This is a genomic window from Janthinobacterium sp. GW821-FHT03C08, from assembly GCF_059420905.1.
Genome location: NZ_JBWKUP010000019.1, coordinates 102,669 through 120,699, shown reverse-complemented (window position 1 = coordinate 120,699; position 18,031 = coordinate 102,669). Strand labels below are relative to the sequence as shown.

Here is an 18,031-nt window from a genome sequence, read left to right as displayed (position 1 = left end):
TGGTGGGTGCTGAGAGGCTCGAACTCCCGACCTACGCCTTGTAAGGGCGCCGCTCTACCAACTGAGCTAAGCACCCATTGCTTGTCTCAGAAAACCATCCCGACGTTTGTCACCACGTCTGGAAGAGGCGCTATTATAGGACGGACAAAATCCTTCTGCAAGCGCTTTTTTCACATTATTGCCTGAACGCGGTCGGGAGCGTCTGCAAAAAGGCCAGGGCGAGTCACTGTCACGCTGCCCTGGGGGTGTCTTCGGGCGCCTATTCCGTGATATTCCACTGCGACAACATCCACGCCAGATTGAAGGCGTTCTCGGCGATGGCGTTGTAGCGGCCCGAGGCGCCGCCGTGGCCGGCGCCCATATTCGTTTTCAGCAGCAATGGATTGCTGTCCGTCTTGTAGGCGCGCAGCTTGGCCACGTACTTGGCCGGTTCCCAGTACATGACCTGGCTGTCGTTCAGGCCCGTCGTCACCAGCATGGTGGGATAATTCTTGCGCGCAATGTTGTCGTAGGGCGAGTAGCTGAGCATGTAGTCGTAGGCCGCCTTCTGGTTCGGGTCGCCCCATTCCAGGTACTCTCCCGTCGTCAGCGGCAGGCTGGCGTCCATCATGGTATTCATCACGTCGACAAACGGCACGGCCGCGTGCACGGCGTGGAACAGCTCGGGACGCATGTTGACGACGGCGCCCATCAGCAGGCCGCCCGCGCTGCCGCCCTGGATGATGAGGCGGTTCGGGCTCGTCCATTTTTCGCGCACCAGGTAGTCGGCGCTGTCGATGAAGTCATTGAAGGTGTTTTTCTTCTTCATCAGCATGCCGTCTTCATGCCACGCTTCGCCCATGTCCGTGCCGCCGCGGATGTGCGCCTGGGCATAGATCACGCCCCGGTCCAGCAGGCTCAGGCGGGCTAGGCCAAAGCTCGCTTCCGTCGAGATGCCGTAGGAGCCATACGAGTACAGCAGCAGCGGCGCGGAACCGTCCAGCTTGACGCCTTTCTTGTAGACGACCCACAGCGGCACTTGCACGCCGTCGCGCGCCTTCACCCACAGGCGCTGCGTCGTGTAGCGGCTGCCGTCGAAGCCGCCGACGATTTCCTGCTGTTTCAGCACCGTGCGCTTGCCATCTTGCATGTTGACGTCGATGACGGTGGGCGGCGTGACGGGCGACTGGTAGGACATGCGAAATTGCGTGGCGGAATACTCCGGCGTGCCGGCCGCCGTGGCCAGGTAGACGGCATCGTCGAACTGCACGGTTTTCCAGCTCTTTTGCGCAAAATCAAAGATGCGCGCGCGGTTCAGGGCGCGCGTCTTTTCCATCACCACCAGGTAGCCCTGGAAGAGATCGATGGACTGGATGACGGCATCCTTGTTGTGCGGCACGACGCTCTTCCAGTGCTTCGGCTGGGGCGTGGACAGGGGCGCGCTGACGATGCGGAAATTCTTCGCATCCTTGTTGGTGACGATGTACAGCAGGCCGTCGCGGTGCTCGACGCTGTAGCGGTGGCCCTTTTCGCGCGGCAGCACGCTGCGGAAACTGCCTTCTGGCGTACTGGTCGGCAGCAGCAGCACTTCGCTCGTATCCGTGCTGCCCGAGGTGAGCACGAAGTAGCGCTTGTCCTGCGTGCGGCCCACGTTGATGGCGAACTGCTCCACCGGCTCGTGGTACACCTGCTGCGGCGTGCCGCCCAGGGTCAGGCGGAACAGGCGGTCCGAGCGCTTGGTGGTGGCGTCTTCCTGCGCCAGCATCAGGGTGGTGTTGTCCGCCGCCCAGGCCAGCGACGTGACGCGCGGCATGGCATCGGCGAGCAGCTTGCCCGTCTTCAAATCCTTGACATGCAGCTCGTACTGGCGGAAACCCGTCGTGTCGGTGGTGTAGGCCAGCAGCTGCTCGTTCGGGCTGACGCTGAAGGCGCGCACGGCAAAGAACTTGTGGCCGTCGGCCAGCTGGTTCTGGTCCAGCAGGATTTCCTCGGCGGCGCCGGCATCATAGGTGCCGTTCGCGCCGATGGGGCGGCGGCAGTTGAGCGGGTACTGCTTGCCCGCTTCCGTGCGCGTGTAATAGTAAAAGTTGCCTATGCGCACAGGCACGGACAGGTCCACTTCCTGCATGCGGCCCTTGATTTCCGCATATACCTTGTCGGCCAGCGGCTGGATCGGGGCCGTGACGGCCGCCGTGTAGGCGTTTTCCGCATTCAGGTAATCGATCACGGCAGGATCCGTCTTCTTTTGCAGCCAGCGGTAGTCGTCCGTGACGACCGTGCCATGGCGGGTTTCCTGCCAGGCGGTCCTGGCGGCCACCGGCGCGGTGGCGAGGGTGGCGGCGTCGGCGGCCAGCGCGGATGGCGCCAGCGTGGACAGCAGCAGGGCCGGCAGGATGGATGAGCAGACGGCCAGGCGGCGCAAGGCATGATGTGCTGTAGACAAGGCAACTCCTTTGAATAGTTGTGTCAGGATTGTAATCTTGCTATTGAGAAAAGCAACCGCCGTGTCCCATCACGGCAGCCCGCGTGTTTCAACTTGCATCCGGGCGCATTTCCGGTAATACTGTATGCATGCACAGTATCTTGCCAAATCCAGGCAAGCCGACCCGCCGCGAGGTGTTTTTGACTCCATCTGCCCCTACTCCCACTGACGCCCGCCGCTGGATTGCGCACCTGGACATGGATGCCTTCTTTGCCTCCGTGGAACTGCTGAAATATCCGGAATTGCGCGGCGAAGCCGTCGTCATCGGCGGCGGCCGCCTGCAGCAGCCCGTGCTGCAGGAAGATGGCACGCGGCAGTTTGCGCGCATGCGCGACTACGTGGGGCGCGGCGTCGTCACCACGTCCACCTATGCGGCGCGCGCCTTCGGCGTGTTTTCCGCCATGGGCATCATGAAGGCGGCGAAACTGGCGCCCGACAGCATCCTGCTGCCTGCCGATTTCGAGGCGTACCGCGAGTATTCGGCCCGCTTCAAGCAAGCCGTGGCCCATCTGTGCCCCATCATCCAGAACGTCGGCATCGACGAGATCTATGTCGACCTGACGGAACATGGCGAGCAGGCGCCGGCCATGGCGGCGCGCCTGAAGGCAGCCGTGTCCGAGGCGACGGGCCTGTCGTGCTCGATCGGCCTGGCGCCGAACAAATTGCTGGCGAAAATCTGTTCCGACCTGGAAAAGCCGGACGGCCTGACCATTTTGTCGCCCGAGGATATCGCAACAAGGGTCTGGCCCTTGCCGGCCAAAAAGATCAACGGCATCGGCCCGAAGGCGACGGCCAAGCTGGAAGCCTTGGGTATCATCACTATCGGCGAACTGGCGCAAGCCGACCCGGCCATGCTGCGCACGCAGTTTGGCGACCTGTACACGGGCTGGCTGCGCCAGGCGGCGCTGGGCATCGACGAGCGTCCCGTGCAGACGAACCGGGAAACCAAGTCCGTCAGCCGCGAAACGACGTTCGAGCGCGACTTGCAGGTGGTGCGCGACCGTGCCACCCTGTCGGAAAAGCTGGAAAGCCTGTGCACGCGCGTGGCGGGCGACCTGGATAAACAGTCGCTGGCGGGGCGCACGGTGGGCATCAAGCTGCGCTTCGAGGATTTCAGCACCGTCACGCGCGACATCACCCTGCCCAGCGCCACGGCGGATGCGGCCGCCATCCTGCGCGCCAGCCGCGATTGCCTGCGCCGCGTGCCGTTCGAGAAAAAAATCCGCCTGCTGGGCGTGCGCATCTCGACCTTGTCCGACCCGGCCGTCGTCACGCGGCAGCCACCTGCCCAGGCGGAGCTGTTTCCCGCCCTGTAGCTTCACCCCTTGCAAGACACACACCGCGCCAGAGCGCGCTTTTGACGGCAATTGCATGTCGAAAGTGTAGAATGGCGTTCCCCTGGCACTACTGAAACAAACGGAAGACAAAAACTATGTGGTTCAAGAATCTTCAGATTTACCGCCTGCCCGCACCGTGGGCTTACACGCCAGAACAACTGGAAGAGGCCTTGTCCTCGAACAAATTTACGCCGGCGACCAGCATGGATCTGATGCGCCAGGGCTGGGATACGCCACGCCCGAACGGCGGCCTGGTCCACGTGGTCAACAAGCAGATGCTGATCCTGCTGGGCACGGAAAAGAAATTGCTGCCAGCCACCGTCATCAACCAGGTGGCCAAGGCCCGCGCGGCCGAGATGGAAGAAGCGCAAGGTTTTGCGCCCGGCAAGAAAGCCATGAAGGAATTGAAGGAGCGCGTGGCCGACGAACTGCTGCCGCGCGCCTTCAGCATCCGCAGCAACGTCTGGACGTGGATCGATCCCGTCAATGGCTGGCTGGTGGTCGATGCGGCCAGCCCGGCGAAAGCCGATGAAGTCATCAAGCTGCTGCTCAAAGCCGTGGATAAATTGCCGCTGGAAAGCCTGCGCGTGCAGCGCTCGCCCGTGGCGGTGATGACGGAATGGCTGCAGGCCGACGACGCGCCTGCCGGCTTCACGGTGGACATGGACACGGAATTGCGCGCCACGGGCGAGAGCAAGGCTACCGTGCGCTACGTGCGCCACACCCTGGAAGCGGACGACGTGCGCCGCCACATCGCGGCCGGCAAGCAGTGCACGCGCCTGGCCATGACGTGGAACGACAAGATCTCGTTCGTGCTGACGGAGTCGCTGGCCATCAAGAGCGTCAAGCCGCTGGACGTGATCAAGGAAACGGAATCGAGCACGAAGAACGACGAAGAGCGTTTCGACGGCGACCTGATGCTGATGACGGGCGAGCTCTCCAAGCTGATGGCCGACGTGGTGGAAGCGTTGGGCGGCGAAGCGACTGCGTAAACGTAGTCATATCGGTACGGAAAAGGAGCTTCGGCTCCTTTTTTTTTCGCCTGCCGCCTGGCGGGGCGCATAAAAAAAAGCGCCTTGCACGGTGAAGTGCAAGGCGCTTTCAGGACAAGCTAATTTATGACGTCAAATTAGAACTTGTAGCTGCCGGTGAAGTAAACCGAACGCATCATTGGATCTGCGTAGCGTGGATCGAAGCCGACCTGGTGGCCCGACGAAGCGCGCAGCGACAGCGGCGGTTCACGGTCAAACAGGTTCTTGATGCCAGCGCGCAAGGTCAGCGCCGAGCTGAAGGCATAGCGGCCTTGCAGGTCGACAGTGGTGTACGACGGCACTTGCAGGCGGATCGTTTCCAGTTTCTTCGTATCGACGTTCAGTACCGACGCGGCTGCATCGGTGTAGCCGTTGCGATAGCTGACAACCATGGTGCTGGTCAGCTTGCCCGATTCCAGGCTCATGTTGAGCTTGATCAAGTTACGGAACGTGACGGCATCGGTGATGCCGAAGTAGTTCATGTTGGTCGTCCACGTATTCTTGGTGCCTGGCACGGTGTAGTCAGCCTTGAGCATATGGGTGCCGCTCAGGTTGGCCGTGAAGTTGCCGAAGTCAAAGCGGTGGCGACCCGTCATGTCCCAGTCGATACCACGGTTATGCGTCTGGCCGATGTTCATCGACAGCGACTTGAACGCAAAGTAGGTATTGCCGGTCGATGGCTCGGTGTAGGTGCCGAACAGGTCCTTGTACAGCGTCGGGTTGCCGAACGCCTGGGTTTCGCTCACTGCCGAAACCGCGTCGGTGATCTTCACGTCCCACAGGTCGGCGCCGAACGAGAATGCCGAGCTAGGTTCGATACGGAAACCAACGGTGTACTGCTTCGATTTTTCCGGTTTCAGGTTTTCGTTACCGCCTGCCAACTGGTTGTACTGCTGGGCTTTGCCGCGGCACAGATCGCTGCCTGGGAATGGGCAATCCCATGGTTTGGCCGTGAAGCCGTTGTTAACCAGGGGCTGGCCGATGTCCAGCATGCTTGGTGCCTTGAAACCCGTGCCGTACGAACCGCGCAGCAGTACTTGCTGCACTGGCTGCCAGCGTGCCGTCACTTTGTAGGTGCTGGCGCTCTGGTCCTTGCCGATGGTCTTGTTCACAACACCATTGTCGATCTTGGTGATGGTGTCGTAACGGCCGGCCAGGCTTACTTCCACGGTTTTGGTGATCGGTGCCAGCAACTCGGCGAAGACGCCGTAGGTTTCGCGGCTCAGATCGTAGCGTGCCGAGGTGTTGTAGTTGTAGATCGTGTCGCTGGTCGCGCCGTTCGATGGCGTTTGCTCATATTTGTATTCGCGGTAGTCGCCGCCGATACCGATATTGGCCTTGCCGCCTGGCAGGGTGAACAGTTCACGCGAACCGTGCGCATCGATACCGCGCATGGTGGTCGATGCCGTGCGGATCGAACCGTTGAATTGCGAATTGTTGATCAGGTTCTGCAGTGCTGGCGAAGCGTTGCCAGCCGGTACGAACGGGTTGAACAATGGGTTGTTTTGCATGGCCTTGAACTCGGCGTTCTTGGCATAGCCGCCCACATAGCGCTCGTCGATCGCGTTTTGCGACCAGGTCAGGGCCGATTCCACGTTCCAGTCGCCCACTTCGCCTTCCACGCCGACGACGAAATGCTTGGTGTCGGTGATGGTGTTGCTGGCGCGGGTGCCCCAGTCGACCATGCGGTAGTTGGCGGTGACGGTTTTCACGTCGGCTTGCTGTGCTGGCGTCAGGTATGGCTGGACGTACTGGTTGTACAGCGCGCTGCCTTTGGCAATGCTGATCGGCACCGGATTGGCGGCGATACGTGCCGTCAGGTCGTAGCGCGACAGGGCAACTTCGGCAAACGCATTCAGGTTTTCCGTCAGTTTGTAGGTACCGCGCGAGAACAGGCTGTCGCGTTTCGATTCCGGAACGATTTCAACGGTCGAACCGCCGTCGAAGCCGCATACGGCAGCGTTGGTGGCCGTGACGTAGTTGGTCGGGCCGCAATTGCCGTTGGCCGCCAGGAAGGGGCTGAACTGCAGTTGTGGGTTGGTGTTGCTGTCCTTGAATACGACGGTGGCGTTACCTGGCGCTGTCGACGGGCTGGTGCGGTCGTAGATGTAGTTCTTGCCGCCGTAGCTGACAGGAATGTACGACGAACGGGCGAACGAGCGGTCCGTTGCCTTCAGTTTCGATTGCTCGTCGTGGCGGTACGATACCAGCACGTTGAAGCGGTCTTCGTCCAGGTCGCCGAAGCCGTAGGTCACGTTGGTGTTCCAGGCGTTGCCGCCCTTGTCTTCCGGGCCGCCGTAGGTGGCTTCCAGGGTGCCGCCTTGGACGTTTTTCTTCAGGATGAAGTTGATGACGCCGGCAATGGCGTCCGAGCCGTACAGGGCCGAAGCGCCGTCGGTCAGGATCTCGACACGTTCAACCGCGCTCATCGGAATGGCGTTCAGGTTGACGGAGGTACCAGAGCCTTGTGGCGCGATGCGGCGGCCGTTCAGCAGGACCAGGGTGTAGCTTTCGCCGATGTCATGGATCGATGCGCTGGTGCGGCCACCCGAGTTGGAACCGGCAGCAACGGCGCCGATGGTGAAACCTTGCATGGCTGGCAGGCTCTGTACCAGGTCAGCCACGGTATTGGCGCCGGTGCGGGCGATGGCTTCCTGCGTCAGGCGTTGCACAGGCAATGCGCCTTCCACGGCGATACGCTTGATGCTGGAACCGGTAATTTCCACTTTTTGAATTGCTTCTTCTGCCATGGATTGGCCAGAGAACAAGACGCTGCCTGCCAGTACGGTCAGGGCCAGGCGCACGCTACGCACGCCAATTTTTTCTTTGAATGCCATTGTAACAATTACTCCGTAGTAGTTTTAATAACGACAAGCGGTACACGAGCATCAGCATCGCCATCGGATAAATGGCGTGCGGAGCTGTGTACGGTAGGCGGGACCACGTCTGGGGGAGGTGGAAGACTACTTAGCGCAATATTGTTATAAATGCACTTTTTACTTGTCGAGGCAAACATTATGTCGTCTCAGCAAGAAAAAATGGACGACAACCGTGTCGTATTTGGCAATAAATTGAAGATACTGAAGAATATTTATTTTAATTGTTAAATGACGATTTTTAATTTCTAAAAATCATCGTTTTTAAAAATGATTACTGGTGTTTTTTTACAACATAAAATTATTATGTTGGCAATTTCATGTTTTACCAATAATAATTTGCTGGAAAGAGTTGCCGTGCAGAATTTGTGCGACGTAAAAAAATGTAAAAAAAAGCCCGCTGAAAGCGGGCTTGTCGAGGTGCTGCAGAGTGGAAATCAGGCGGCGTGCTTGCCTGACTTTCTGCGGCGGGCCATGAAGCCGACCAGGCCGAGGCCGGCCAGCAGCATGGCGTATGTTTCCGGTTCAGGCACTGCGGCCACCGGTGAAGCGAAAGTACCGGTAAAGGTAGAGTAATTGCCATACTGGTTGCTGGCAGATTGGGCAGTAGCGGCGCCGTAGCCGAAGTAGGTGCTGACACCGATCGTATTGCTACCGACGGCGACATTGCTCAAGGTTATGCTGAAGTTCGCGGTCGAACCCGGGGTGTACACGGATTGCGTGTTATTGCCCCACCAGGTGTAGGCGGCATAGCCTGCGGGCGCAACCAGGTTTTGCGAGCCGTTGCCGCCCAGGTCCAGCTGGCTGCTGCTGCCTTGCGACCAGAAGCCGGGTGCTCCGTTGAAGGGGGCGGGCGCAGTGGAGGTCACCAGGGTGGCGGACACGGGAACGAAAATCGTGAAGCCGTCGAGGCCGGTCTGGCCGCCGATGCCCTGATTATTGTTCAGGACGCTGTAATCGAAGGTCCACGTATTCGCGCCGGCAGCGGTGGTCGTGGCGGTGACCGTGTATTCATTTGTCAGGTCGGTCGTTGCGTGGGCAGCGCCGCTCAGGGCAAACGCGGCGGCAATGGCGCCCAGTTGGAACAGTGGTACAGCCGGTTTGCGCATGGTCATGATGGATTCCCAGGAGGGGGTGGTCGATGAGCCCAATATAGCATTGAAGCGCAGGAAAAAATTGCAATTATGAACAAATATATTGTTTTTTTACTTTTATAATTTCCACATGGAAATTAAGCGCCGGATTCTTGATCTTTCTGTAAATATTGCCGCGCTCTTCTGTTGTAGCGCTGCGACATTGCCGCAGCGCAATTGCATTCTGGCGGCCTTTACAGCGGCTGGAATACGCCGGCGGCGCGGTTCTTCTGCACATTGTCCCAGGCAAAGATCTGGCCATTCATGGCCACGTACACGCCGGCCGGCAAGGTTTGTGCCACGCCGCAGGCGAAGCCCAGGTTGAACAGGGCGTCGGAATTGTCGATTTCGTAGGGGATCATGGCGCCCGTCAGGATCACCGTCTGCTGCAGGTTGGCCGCGCCCAGCACTTGCGCCGTTTCGCGCATGGTGTCGGTGCCGTGGATGATGACGATGGCTTTTTCCTGCGCCGCGCGGCACGAGGCCAGCACGCGCTGGCGGTCGCCGTCCTGCATGTCGAGCGAGTCGAGCAGCGGCAATTGCTCCAGCGCCACGGGCGCCGTCATGCGAGCGCGGGCGATGGCGGCCGGCAAATGACTGTCGGAAAAGCCCAGGGTGCCGTTCAATTCGTTGTAGTGTTTGTCGAAGGTGCCGCCGGTGGCGAGTATGCGCAAAGTCATGATGTGGTCACGATGTCAGTGGAGAATGACGGGCATGATATCGTGGATTGGCACAATTGCGTGAATGGCGGACCCGAAGCGATCCGCGTCTGGAAAATTCTGCCATCTGTGAGTACACTAGTTTCTTTGTTCGCCCACCGGCCCGACATTCCCGTATGAAAGCGCTCGCTCCCGGCACTGTCATTTTTCACCGCCACCGCGGTTACGGGGTGATCACGTCCGTCAATCTGCTGACGGGTTGGATCGCGGCCCGTTTCGGCAGCGAGGCGCGCACGCTGGACCTGAACCTGTCCACGGACGACGTACAGTTCGCCGATGGCGAGGCGATCCTGTTTCGCCGCGCACCGCCCGACCGCATGCCGCATGCGCGCCTGATGGCCATGGTGCGCGAACTGCACCAGGCGGGCTATCAAAAGCTGTATCTGTATTCCTGGCCGAAACCGTCGGGCCTGCACTGGCGCTGGCATCTGTTCACGGGGCCGCGCGACTGGATGCAGCGGCCCTGGCGCGAAGGCTGGTATGGCTCGGGCGCCGATTACAACGTCAATCCCGTGATGGGCTGGGGCGACTCGCCCGGCGCTTCCACCGGCGAACTGATCGATGCGCTGGCCCGTTTTGACCCGCAGGGGCTGGCGCAGGCGCTGGGGCGCGACGATGACCACACCGAGTGGTTTGGCCGCGTCTGCGATGCGCTGTTGCCCGACTATATGTACAGCCTGGACATGCAGCGCGCCGAGGGCGAACCCTTGCCCGACATGCCGCCCGTGCCCGTGGTCGCCGTGCGCGCCGGCGTGGCGCCATACGGCGGGCCCGCCATCGCCTGGCCGCCCGGCTGGGCCGGCCTGTGGCGCGGCCGGCACGTGCTGCCCGCGCCCGCCATCCGCATCACGGGCGAACCCGACCTGATCAAGGGCTTTCAGCGCTCCTGAGAGGCTTGCCGCGCATGCGCCAGCACCTCGGGATTGAGCAGGCGCGTGCATTGCCCCCGCTCGAAATCGACGATGTTTTGCAGGGCGTAGCGGAAATACAGTTCATAGCTGTCACGCTCGACGTAGCCCAGGTGTGGCGTGGCCAGCACGTTCGGCAACAGCAACAGCGGCGAGCCGGGCGGCAGCGGCTCGTCCGTAAACACGTCCAGCGCGGCCGCGCCCGGGTGTCCCTGGGGCAGTGCCGCTTCCAGCGCGCCCTCGGCCACCAGTTCGGCGCGGCTGGTGTTGACGAACAGGGACGTCGGTTTCATGCGCGCCAGGTCCTCGGCTGTCACCAGGCCGCGTGTCTTGTCGGACAGGCGCAGGTGCAGGGTCAGGACGTCGGCCTGTTCAAAGAAGGCCTCGCGCGATGCCGCCGCCGTGTCGCCGGCCGCCACGGCCGCCGCGCGGCTCGTTTCGCTGCCCCACACGAGGATGGTCATGCCGAAGGCACGGCCATAAGCGGCGATCAATTGGCCGATCTTGCCATAGCCCCAGATCGCCAGGGTGCGCCCTTTCAAAACCGTGCCCAAGGTGTTGCGGGCTGGCTCCAGCGACGACGTCTGCCACAGCCCTTCCTGTAAGTGTTGCGCATACGGCACGATCTTGCGCTGCGCCGCCATGATCAGCGCCCACGTCAGCTCGGCCGGCGCCGTCGGCGAGCCGATGCCTTCCGCGATGGCGATGCCCAGTTCCGTGGCGGCCGCCACGTCGATGTGCCCGCTGACCTTGCCCGTCTGCGAAAGAAGTTTCAAATTTGGCAATTTCGACAGCAAGGCCCGGTTAAAGCTGCTGCGTTCGCGGATCAGCACCAGGGCGTCGAACGGCGCCAGGCGGATGGCCAGCTGGCCCAGGCCCCGCGCCGTATTGCTGAACACTTTGACCTCATGTCCATCGAGCAATTTGAAACAGTCGAGCTTGCGCACGGCATCCTGATAATCATCGAGTATGGCAATTTTCATGGTAGATGGCCGATTTTAATGAAGATTTGGTAGGGAAATAACAGGATACGGCAAATGCTGAATAGCCTACTACATTACTCAAGCTATTCTCCTACATTTTTGCGAGAATAGCCGTTTTGCGGGTGTACAATCGCCGGCACTTTTGACACTTCCTGCTGAACGAAGTGCAAATAAAGCGCACACTGTTCCTGCAACCTGGGAGCATGCTCCAGATGAAATGCCGCCGGCGCGAACGCCGCGGCGGACACGACACCAGAGTCCAGCCAGCGTGATATTGCCGCTGGCCGTGGACCGCAGCCACCTCTCAACGATGCTGCCTGTCTTGCCGGAACGACCAGAATTTCTTTTATTGGTATTGGAGGTAATATGAATCAGCCCGTCATGGGTGGCGTCGCCGCACTCAACGTCCCAGCTTATATTAAACAACAGAAACTGATCAACTGGGTGGCCGACATTGCCGCGCTGACCAAGCCGGACCGCATCTACTGGTGCGACGGCTCGCAGGAAGAGTACGAGCGCCTGTGCTTTGATATGGTTGCCAGCGGCACCATGAAAAAACTCAACGCGGAAAAGCGCCCGAATTCCTACCTGGCCTGCTCCGACCCGAGCGACGTGGCCCGCGTCGAAGACCGCACGTATATCTGCTCGGCAACGAAAGAAGCGGCCGGCCCGACGAATAACTGGACCGACCCGGGCGAGATGCGTCACACCCTGAACGGCCTGTTCGACGGCTGCATGCGCGGCCGCACCATGTACGTCGTGCCCTTCTCGATGGGTCCGCTCGGTTCGCCGATCGCGCACATCGGCGTGGAACTGTCCGATTCGCCGTATGTCGCCGTCAACATGAAGATCATGACCCGCATGGGCCGTGCCGTGTACGACGTGCTGGGCACCGATGGCGACTTCGTGCCCTGCGTGCATAGCGTGGGCGCGCCGCTGGCCGCCGGCCAGGCCGACGTGAAATGGCCGTGCAACAGCACCAAGTACATCGTGCATTTCCCGGAAACGCGCGAAATCTGGTCCTTCGGTTCCGGCTACGGCGGCAACGCCTTGCTGGGCAAGAAATGCTTCGCCCTGCGCATCGCCTCGAACATGGGCTACCAGGAAGCGCAAGCGGCCGACAACAATCCGGGCTGGCTGGCCGAACACATGCTGATCCTCGGCGTGGAATCGCCGGAAGGCAAGAAGCATTACGTCGCGGCAGCCTTCCCGTCCGCTTGCGGCAAGACCAACTTCGCCATGTTGATCCCGCCGGCAAGTTTTAACGGCTGGAAAGTGACCACCATCGGCGACGATATCGCCTGGATCAAGCCGGGTGCCGACGGCCGCCTGTACGCCATCAACCCGGAAGCGGGTTACTTCGGCGTGGCGCCGGGCACCAACGAAAAAACCAATTACAACTGCATGGCCTCCATGCGCGACAACACGATTTTCACCAACGTGGCCCTGACGGACGATGGCGATGTCTGGTGGGAAGGCTTGACCAAGGAAGCGCCTAGCCACCTGATCAACTGGCAGGGCAAGGACTGGACGCCGGCGTCCGGCACCAAGGCGGCGCATCCGAACGCGCGCTTCACTGTTGCCGCTACGCAAAACCCCGTCATCGACGCGGCCTGGGACGATCCGGCCGGCGTGCCGATCTCGGCCTTCATCTTCGGCGGCCGCCGCTCGACCACCGTGCCATTGGTGACCGAAGCGCGCAACTGGGTCGAAGGCGTCTACATGGCTGCCACCATGGGTTCCGAAACGACGGCGGCGGCCGTGGGCCAGATGGGCGTCGTGCGCCGCGATCCATTTGCCATGTTGCCGTTTATCGGCTATAACATGAGCGATTACTTCCAGCACTGGCTGGACATGGGCGTCAAGGTAGGCAAGGTCAACCCGGCGGCCCTGCCGAAGATCTACTGCGTCAACTGGTTCCGTACGGACGAGGCTGGCAAGTTCGTCTGGCCTGGCTTCGGCGACAACATGCGCGTGCTGAAGTGGATGCTGGACCGCATCGAAGGCAAGGCGGGCGGCGTGGAAAACCTGTTCGGCACGACGCCGCAGTATGGCGACCTGAACTGGGATGGCTTGCCATTCACGCAAGAACAGTTCGATACCATCACCTCGATCGACAAGGCTGCGTGGGTGGAAGAATTGAAATTGCATACGGAATTGTTTGAAAAACTCGCGTATCATCTGCCGCAAGAATTGGCAGACAACAAGGCTGCGCTGGAAAAGCGGCTGAGTGCATAAGTAAGTTAGCGTCAAGCAGCACCTGACCAGCGTAGCGCACCGCGCAGCAGCTTGTCAGGTGGCGAGAGTTGTAGTGGGGGGAGAAACACGCCGGCAAAGACTGGCGTGCGATAAATGACACGCCGGCAATGACTGGGGTGCTAGCAAAAAGAGAAACGGCGCGGATTGCATGAGCAATCCGCGCCGTTTTTTTTGTGGCTTTCTGGTTCAGCGAAATATGGTCGGCACGAAATAGCGCAGATTTACGTCATCTTTCACTTTCGGGCATTGGCCAGGTTTTGCTGCCGGAAAGGAAACCGGCAGTAGCGTCGTTTCGTGCAGGCGGTCCTCTACTTCCAGCACGCCGGCAAACGCTTTCACCTGGCGTGGCGCGGGCGACTGGCAATCACCGATTGCCAGTTCGCGTCCTTCGCCATGAAAGCTGCCACCATAGGCAATACTGGTGCACAGGGCCGGTCGATAATGAAATGGCGTAAATTGTCCTGCCGCCGCCATGTGTTGTTGATCTGCCTGCTGCAGTTTTTGCTGCATGAAATATAGGAGGAGTGAGGCATGCCGCTCGTAGGACGGCGGCAGTGTCAGGCGCAATGGCTGGGTCGCTATCTTGATCCTCCTGCCGCAGCTGCCGTCGTTGCTCGCCATGGGCAGGATTTCACGCCCCGGTAGCCCATCCGGACTAATTGCAAACTGGTCTGGCCGGTCCAGGCGTAATGGTGTGGCTTCCATGCGCAATGCAAGTTTCAGGTGCCGTGGGCCGTCATGGTATTCAATATCATAGAGTTTGCCAGGCTTGAAGCCCTCGTGGGCCTCGATCCGATACAAGCCGTAAGCGGCATCGACTTCTTCGCTGATGTCGCGCAAGCCCTGCTGCATGGCGAAGCGCTTGATCTTGTCGCCAGTTTGTTGTTGCTTCGGTTCGCTCCAGTCCGAGTCCACGGCGTTCAAGCTGCGGCATATCGGCACGGAAGCGCTTTTTTGTCTGCTGCATTGTTGCATTTCTGGGCTCGCCAGATAATAGCCTTGCAGTGGTTGCCCCATTTGCTTTTCCACGCGTAGCCGTACCACGACCGGTGTCAGTTTGTGCCTTACGCCATGTTCCCGGATAAGAAAATTTTTTGTGGACAGGGCGATGGGTTGCCTGACAATCGCATACCGTCCTTCATCCCTGAGCACGTAATCCGGATAAGTTTCAGGCAGAAACAGGACGCCGCGCGCATTGGCCGGCAGGCTGATGGTCGCGGGGCCTGCGCTGCTCGCAGGTGTTGCATGCAGGAATTTTCCTGGCTCATCTCCCATGCAGGAACAGGCCAGTACACTGCCCGGTAGCAGCAAGCACGCCAGTGCCATGCAGCAGGTCCAGCTGAATCGCGATGGTCTGGTTTGCATGGTCTCTCTTGAAGAAACGGCTTGATTGCCGAGCAAGATAGTTTCCCATAGAAAAATCCCCCGGGCAAGACAACTGGCCGGGGGATCGTGAGGAAAATTGGAACTTACTGCTTCAGCAGCGGCCCCAGGTACTTGCCCGTCACGCTGGCCGGGTTGATGGCCACGTCTTCCGGCGTGCCGCTGGCGATGATCTGCCCGCCGCCGGCGCCGCCCTCGGGGCCCAGGTCGACGATCCAGTCGGCCGTCTTGATGACGTCCAGGTTGTGCTCGATGATGACGAGGGTGTTGCCCTGGTCGCGCAGGCGGTGGATGACCTTTAACAACAGGTCGATGTCGTGGAAGTGCAAGCCCGTCGTCGGTTCGTCGAGGATGTACAGGGTGCGGCCCGTGTCGCGCTTGGACAGTTCCAGCGACAGTTTCACGCGCTGCGCCTCGCCGCCGGACAGGGTGGTGGCGCTCTGGCCCAGCTTGATGTAGCCGAGGCCCACGTCGAGCAGGGTTTGCAGCTTGCGCGCGATCAAGGGCACGGGCTTGAAGAATGCATGCGCCTCTTCCACCGTCATGCCCAGCACTTCCGTGATGTTCTTGCCCTTGTAATGCACTTCCAGGGTTTCGCGGTTGTAGCGCTTGCCGTGGCACACGTCGCATGGCACGTAGACGTCGGGCAGGAAATGCATCTCGACCTTGATCACGCCATCGCCCTGGCACGCTTCGCAGCGGCCGCCCTTCACGTTGAACGAGAAGCGGCCCGCGCTGTAGCCCCGTTCCTTGGCCGTCGGCACGGTGGAGAACAGGTCGCGGATCGGTGTAAACAAGCCCGTGTAGGTGGCGGGGTTCGAGCGCGGCGTGCGGCCGATCGGCGCCTGGTCGACGGAAATGACCTTGTCGAAGTGTTCCAGGCCGCTGATCGAGTCGTGCGGCGCCGGTTCCGTCTGCGAACCGTACAGATGGCGCGACAGGGCCGGATACAGGGTATCGTTGACCAGCGAGGACTTGCCCGAGCCGGACACGCCCGTCACGCATGTCATCAGGCCCACCGGCAAGCTCAGTGAAACCTTCTTCAGGTTGTTACCCGTCGCGCCAGTAATGACCAGCTGCTTTTCCGGATTGCTCGCATGGCGCTTGGCCGGCACGGCGATCTTCAGCTTGCCGTTCAGGTACTGCGCCGTCAGCGACTTCTTGTTTTTCAGGATGTCTTGCAGGCTGCCTTCGGCGATGATTTCGCCGCCGTGCACGCCCGCGCCTATGCCCATGTCGACGATGTAGTCGGCCGTGCGGATGGCGTCTTCATCGTGCTCGACCACCAGCACGCTGTTGCCGATGTCGCGCAAGTGTTTCAATGTTTCGATCAGGCGGTCATTATCGCGCTGATGCAAGCCGATGGACGGCTCATCGAGCACATACATGACGCCCGTCAAACCGGAGCCGATCTGCGATGCCAGACGGATGCGTTGTGCTTCCCCGCCGGACAGGGTGTCGGCGCTGCGGTCCAGCGACAGGTAATCGAGGCCCACATTGTTGAGGAATTTCAAACGAGAAATGATTTCCTTGACCACGCGGTCGGCGATTTCCTTCTTGGCGCCCGTCAGTTTCAGCTTCTCAAAGAATTCCAGCGTTTCGCGCAGCGGCTTTTCCGCCACTTCATAGATGGCGCGCTGCTGCTTGCCCGTGCCGACCTTGACGAAGCGCGCTTCCACGCGCAGGCGCGCGCCATCGCAGGATGGACAGCATTTTTCATTGATGAACTTGGCCAGTTCTTCCTTGACGGCCATCGAATCCGTTTCGCGGTAGCGCCGCTGCAGATTGTTGACCACGCCTTCGAAGGTGTGTTCCTTGATGACGGTGCGGCCCCGTTCGTTGACATAGGTAAACGGAATGACTTGCTTGCCGGAACCGTACAGTACGGCTTGCTGGGCATTCAGTGCCAGCTGCTCGAACGGCATGTCCAGGTCGAATTCGTAGAAGGCCGCCAGGTTCGTGAGCATCTGGAAATAAAACTGGTTACGGCGGTCCCAGCCCTTGACGGCACCGGAGGCCAGCGACAGGTTGGGGAACGCGACGATGCGTTTCGGGTCAAAGAATTCAATGTGTCCCAGGCCGTCGCACTCGGGGCAGGCGCCCATGGGGTTGTTGAACGAGAACAGACGCGGTTCCAGTTCCTGCAGGGAATAGCCACACACATTGCAGGCAAACTTATTGGAGTACACGTGTTCCTGGGCGGTATCCATTTCGTAGGCGATGGCGCGGCCGTCGGCCAGGCGCAGGGCCGTTTCGAAACTTTCCGCCAGGCGCTGCTTGATCTCCTGGTTCACTTTCACACGGTCGATGACGACGTCGATCGTGTGTTTTTCCGTTTTCTTTAATTTCGGGAGGTCATCGACTTCATAGATTTTCGCCGCATGCGTGCCGCTCTGTACGCGGAAGCGCACGAAGCCCTGCGCCTGCATCTGCTCGAACAGGTCCACGTGTTCGCCCTTGCGGTTGGCGACGACAGGCGCGAGTATCATCAGCTTGGTGTCTTCGGGCATGGCCAGCACGGCATCGACCATTTGCGATACGGACTGGGCGGCCAGCGCGTTTTCCGGATGGTCGGGGCAGTACGGCGTGCCCACGCGCGCATACAGCAGGCGCAGGTAATCGTGGATTTCCGTCACGGTGCCCACGGTCGAGCGGGGATTGTGCGAGGTTGCCTTCTGTTCGATGGAGATGGCAGGAGATAGTCCCTCGATCAGGTCGACGTCCGGCTTTTCCATCAGCTGCAGGAACTGGCGCGCGTAGGCCGACAGCGACTCGACATAGCGGCGCTGGCCTTCCGCGTACAGCGTATCGAAGGCCAGCGAGGATTTGCCGGAGCCGGACAAGCCGGTAATCACGATCAGCTTGTTGCGCGGCAAATCGAGACTGATATTCTTGAGGTTATGCGTGCGAGCACCGCGAATGCGGATCTGTTCCATGTGAT

Annotated in this window: 11 protein-coding genes and 1 tRNA gene; 4 read left to right on the top strand and 8 right to left on the bottom strand. The window is 60.4% G+C overall.

What is annotated here, in order from left to right:
* Positions 1–76: transfer RNA gene (locus AC07VL_RS23945), tRNA-Val, on the bottom strand.
* A 183-nt stretch (positions 77–259) separates the two neighbouring features.
* Positions 260–2,422, bottom strand: coding sequence for a S9 family peptidase (locus AC07VL_RS23940; protein ID WP_494808062.1), 2,163 nt, complete (start codon positions 2,420–2,422; stop codon positions 260–262).
* A gap of 128 nt (positions 2,423–2,550) precedes the next feature.
* Between AC07VL_RS23940 and dinB the strand changes: the two genes are divergently transcribed.
* Together dinB and AC07VL_RS23930 are read left to right on the top strand one after the other, a co-directional pair.
* The gene (gene dinB, locus AC07VL_RS23935) at positions 2,551–3,777 is read left to right on the top strand and encodes a DNA polymerase IV (RefSeq protein WP_494808061.1); all 1,227 of its coding nucleotides are present in this window, start codon (positions 2,551–2,553) and stop codon (positions 3,775–3,777) included.
* Between the two features lie 116 nt (positions 3,778–3,893).
* Positions 3,894–4,790 (top strand): recombination-associated protein RdgC, encoded by an 897-nt coding sequence (locus tag AC07VL_RS23930; RefSeq protein WP_494808060.1) that lies wholly within the window; start codon positions 3,894–3,896, stop codon positions 4,788–4,790.
* Positions 4,791–4,927: 137 nt separating this feature from the next.
* Here AC07VL_RS23930 and AC07VL_RS23925 read toward each other — a convergent pair whose 3' ends face one another.
* The 3 genes from AC07VL_RS23925 to AC07VL_RS23915 all read right to left on the bottom strand — a co-directional run bounded on the left by AC07VL_RS23925 (position 4,928) and on the right by AC07VL_RS23915 (position 9,518).
* Entirely contained in the window at positions 4,928–7,579 is a 2,652-nt protein-coding gene (locus AC07VL_RS23925; protein ID WP_494808059.1) for a TonB-dependent receptor, read from the bottom strand.
* A gap of 563 nt (positions 7,580–8,142) precedes the next feature.
* Positions 8,143–8,820, bottom strand: a complete 678-nt coding sequence (locus tag AC07VL_RS23920) for an FxDxF family PEP-CTERM protein (RefSeq protein ID WP_494808058.1) — start codon at positions 8,818–8,820, stop codon at positions 8,143–8,145.
* 212 nt (positions 8,821–9,032) lie between these two features.
* Positions 9,033–9,518, bottom strand: a complete 486-nt coding sequence (locus AC07VL_RS23915; protein ID WP_076569350.1) for an asparaginase domain-containing protein — start codon at positions 9,516–9,518, stop codon at positions 9,033–9,035.
* A gap of 155 nt (positions 9,519–9,673) precedes the next feature.
* Between AC07VL_RS23915 and AC07VL_RS23910 the strand changes: the two genes are divergently transcribed.
* Positions 9,674–10,447 (top strand): L-asparaginase, encoded by a 774-nt coding sequence (locus AC07VL_RS23910; protein WP_494808057.1) that lies wholly within the window; start codon positions 9,674–9,676, stop codon positions 10,445–10,447.
* On the opposite strand, the gene AC07VL_RS23905 is transcribed toward AC07VL_RS23910, so the two are convergent.
* A complete protein-coding gene (locus AC07VL_RS23905) occupies positions 10,435–11,448 on the bottom strand; it encodes a D-2-hydroxyacid dehydrogenase family protein (protein ID WP_494808056.1) in 1,014 nt (337 codons plus the stop codon). The genes AC07VL_RS23910 and AC07VL_RS23905 overlap by 13 nt on opposite strands.
* Before the next feature lie 366 nt (positions 11,449–11,814).
* Here AC07VL_RS23905 and AC07VL_RS23900 point away from each other — a divergent pair, with 366 nt between their 5' ends.
* On the top strand, positions 11,815–13,686 hold the full coding sequence (locus AC07VL_RS23900) for a phosphoenolpyruvate carboxykinase (GTP) (RefSeq protein ID WP_494808055.1): 1,872 nt from the start codon (positions 11,815–11,817) through the stop codon (positions 13,684–13,686).
* A gap of 207 nt (positions 13,687–13,893) precedes the next feature.
* On the opposite strand, the gene AC07VL_RS23895 is transcribed toward AC07VL_RS23900, so the two are convergent.
* The gene (locus AC07VL_RS23895) at positions 13,894–15,072 is read right to left on the bottom strand and encodes a hypothetical protein (protein ID WP_494808054.1); all 1,179 of its coding nucleotides are present in this window, start codon (positions 15,070–15,072) and stop codon (positions 13,894–13,896) included.
* A 104-nt stretch (positions 15,073–15,176) separates the two neighbouring features.
* A complete protein-coding gene (gene uvrA, locus AC07VL_RS23890; protein WP_494808053.1) occupies positions 15,177–18,026 on the bottom strand; it encodes an excinuclease ABC subunit UvrA in 2,850 nt (949 codons plus the stop codon).
* Positions 18,027–18,031: the final 5 nt, after the last annotated feature.

Bases quoted from the DNA above. Each gene is read 5' to 3' on its own strand.
- dinB (WP_494808061.1), top strand. From the start codon at position 2,551: ATGCACAGTATCTTGCCAAATCCAGGCAAGCCGACCCGCCGCGAGGTG.
- AC07VL_RS23930 (WP_494808060.1), top strand. From the start codon at position 3,894: ATGTGGTTCAAGAATCTTCAGATTTACCGCCTGCCCGCACCGTGGGCT.
- AC07VL_RS23925 (WP_494808059.1), bottom strand. From the start codon at position 7,579: ATGGCAGAAGAAGCAATTCAAAAAGTGGAAATTACCGGTTCCAGCATC.
- AC07VL_RS23920 (WP_494808058.1), bottom strand. From the start codon at position 8,820: ATGACCATGCGCAAACCGGCTGTACCACTGTTCCAACTGGGCGCCATT.
- AC07VL_RS23915 (WP_076569350.1), bottom strand. From the start codon at position 9,518: ATGACTTTGCGCATACTCGCCACCGGCGGCACCTTCGACAAACACTAC.
- AC07VL_RS23910 (WP_494808057.1), top strand. From the start codon at position 9,674: ATGAAAGCGCTCGCTCCCGGCACTGTCATTTTTCACCGCCACCGCGGT.
- AC07VL_RS23905 (WP_494808056.1), bottom strand. From the start codon at position 11,448: ATGAAAATTGCCATACTCGATGATTATCAGGATGCCGTGCGCAAGCTC.
- AC07VL_RS23900 (WP_494808055.1), top strand. From the start codon at position 11,815: ATGAATCAGCCCGTCATGGGTGGCGTCGCCGCACTCAACGTCCCAGCT.
- AC07VL_RS23895 (WP_494808054.1), bottom strand. From the start codon at position 15,072: ATGCAAACCAGACCATCGCGATTCAGCTGGACCTGCTGCATGGCACTG.
- uvrA (WP_494808053.1), bottom strand. From the start codon at position 18,026: ATGGAACAGATCCGCATTCGCGGTGCTCGCACGCATAACCTCAAGAAT.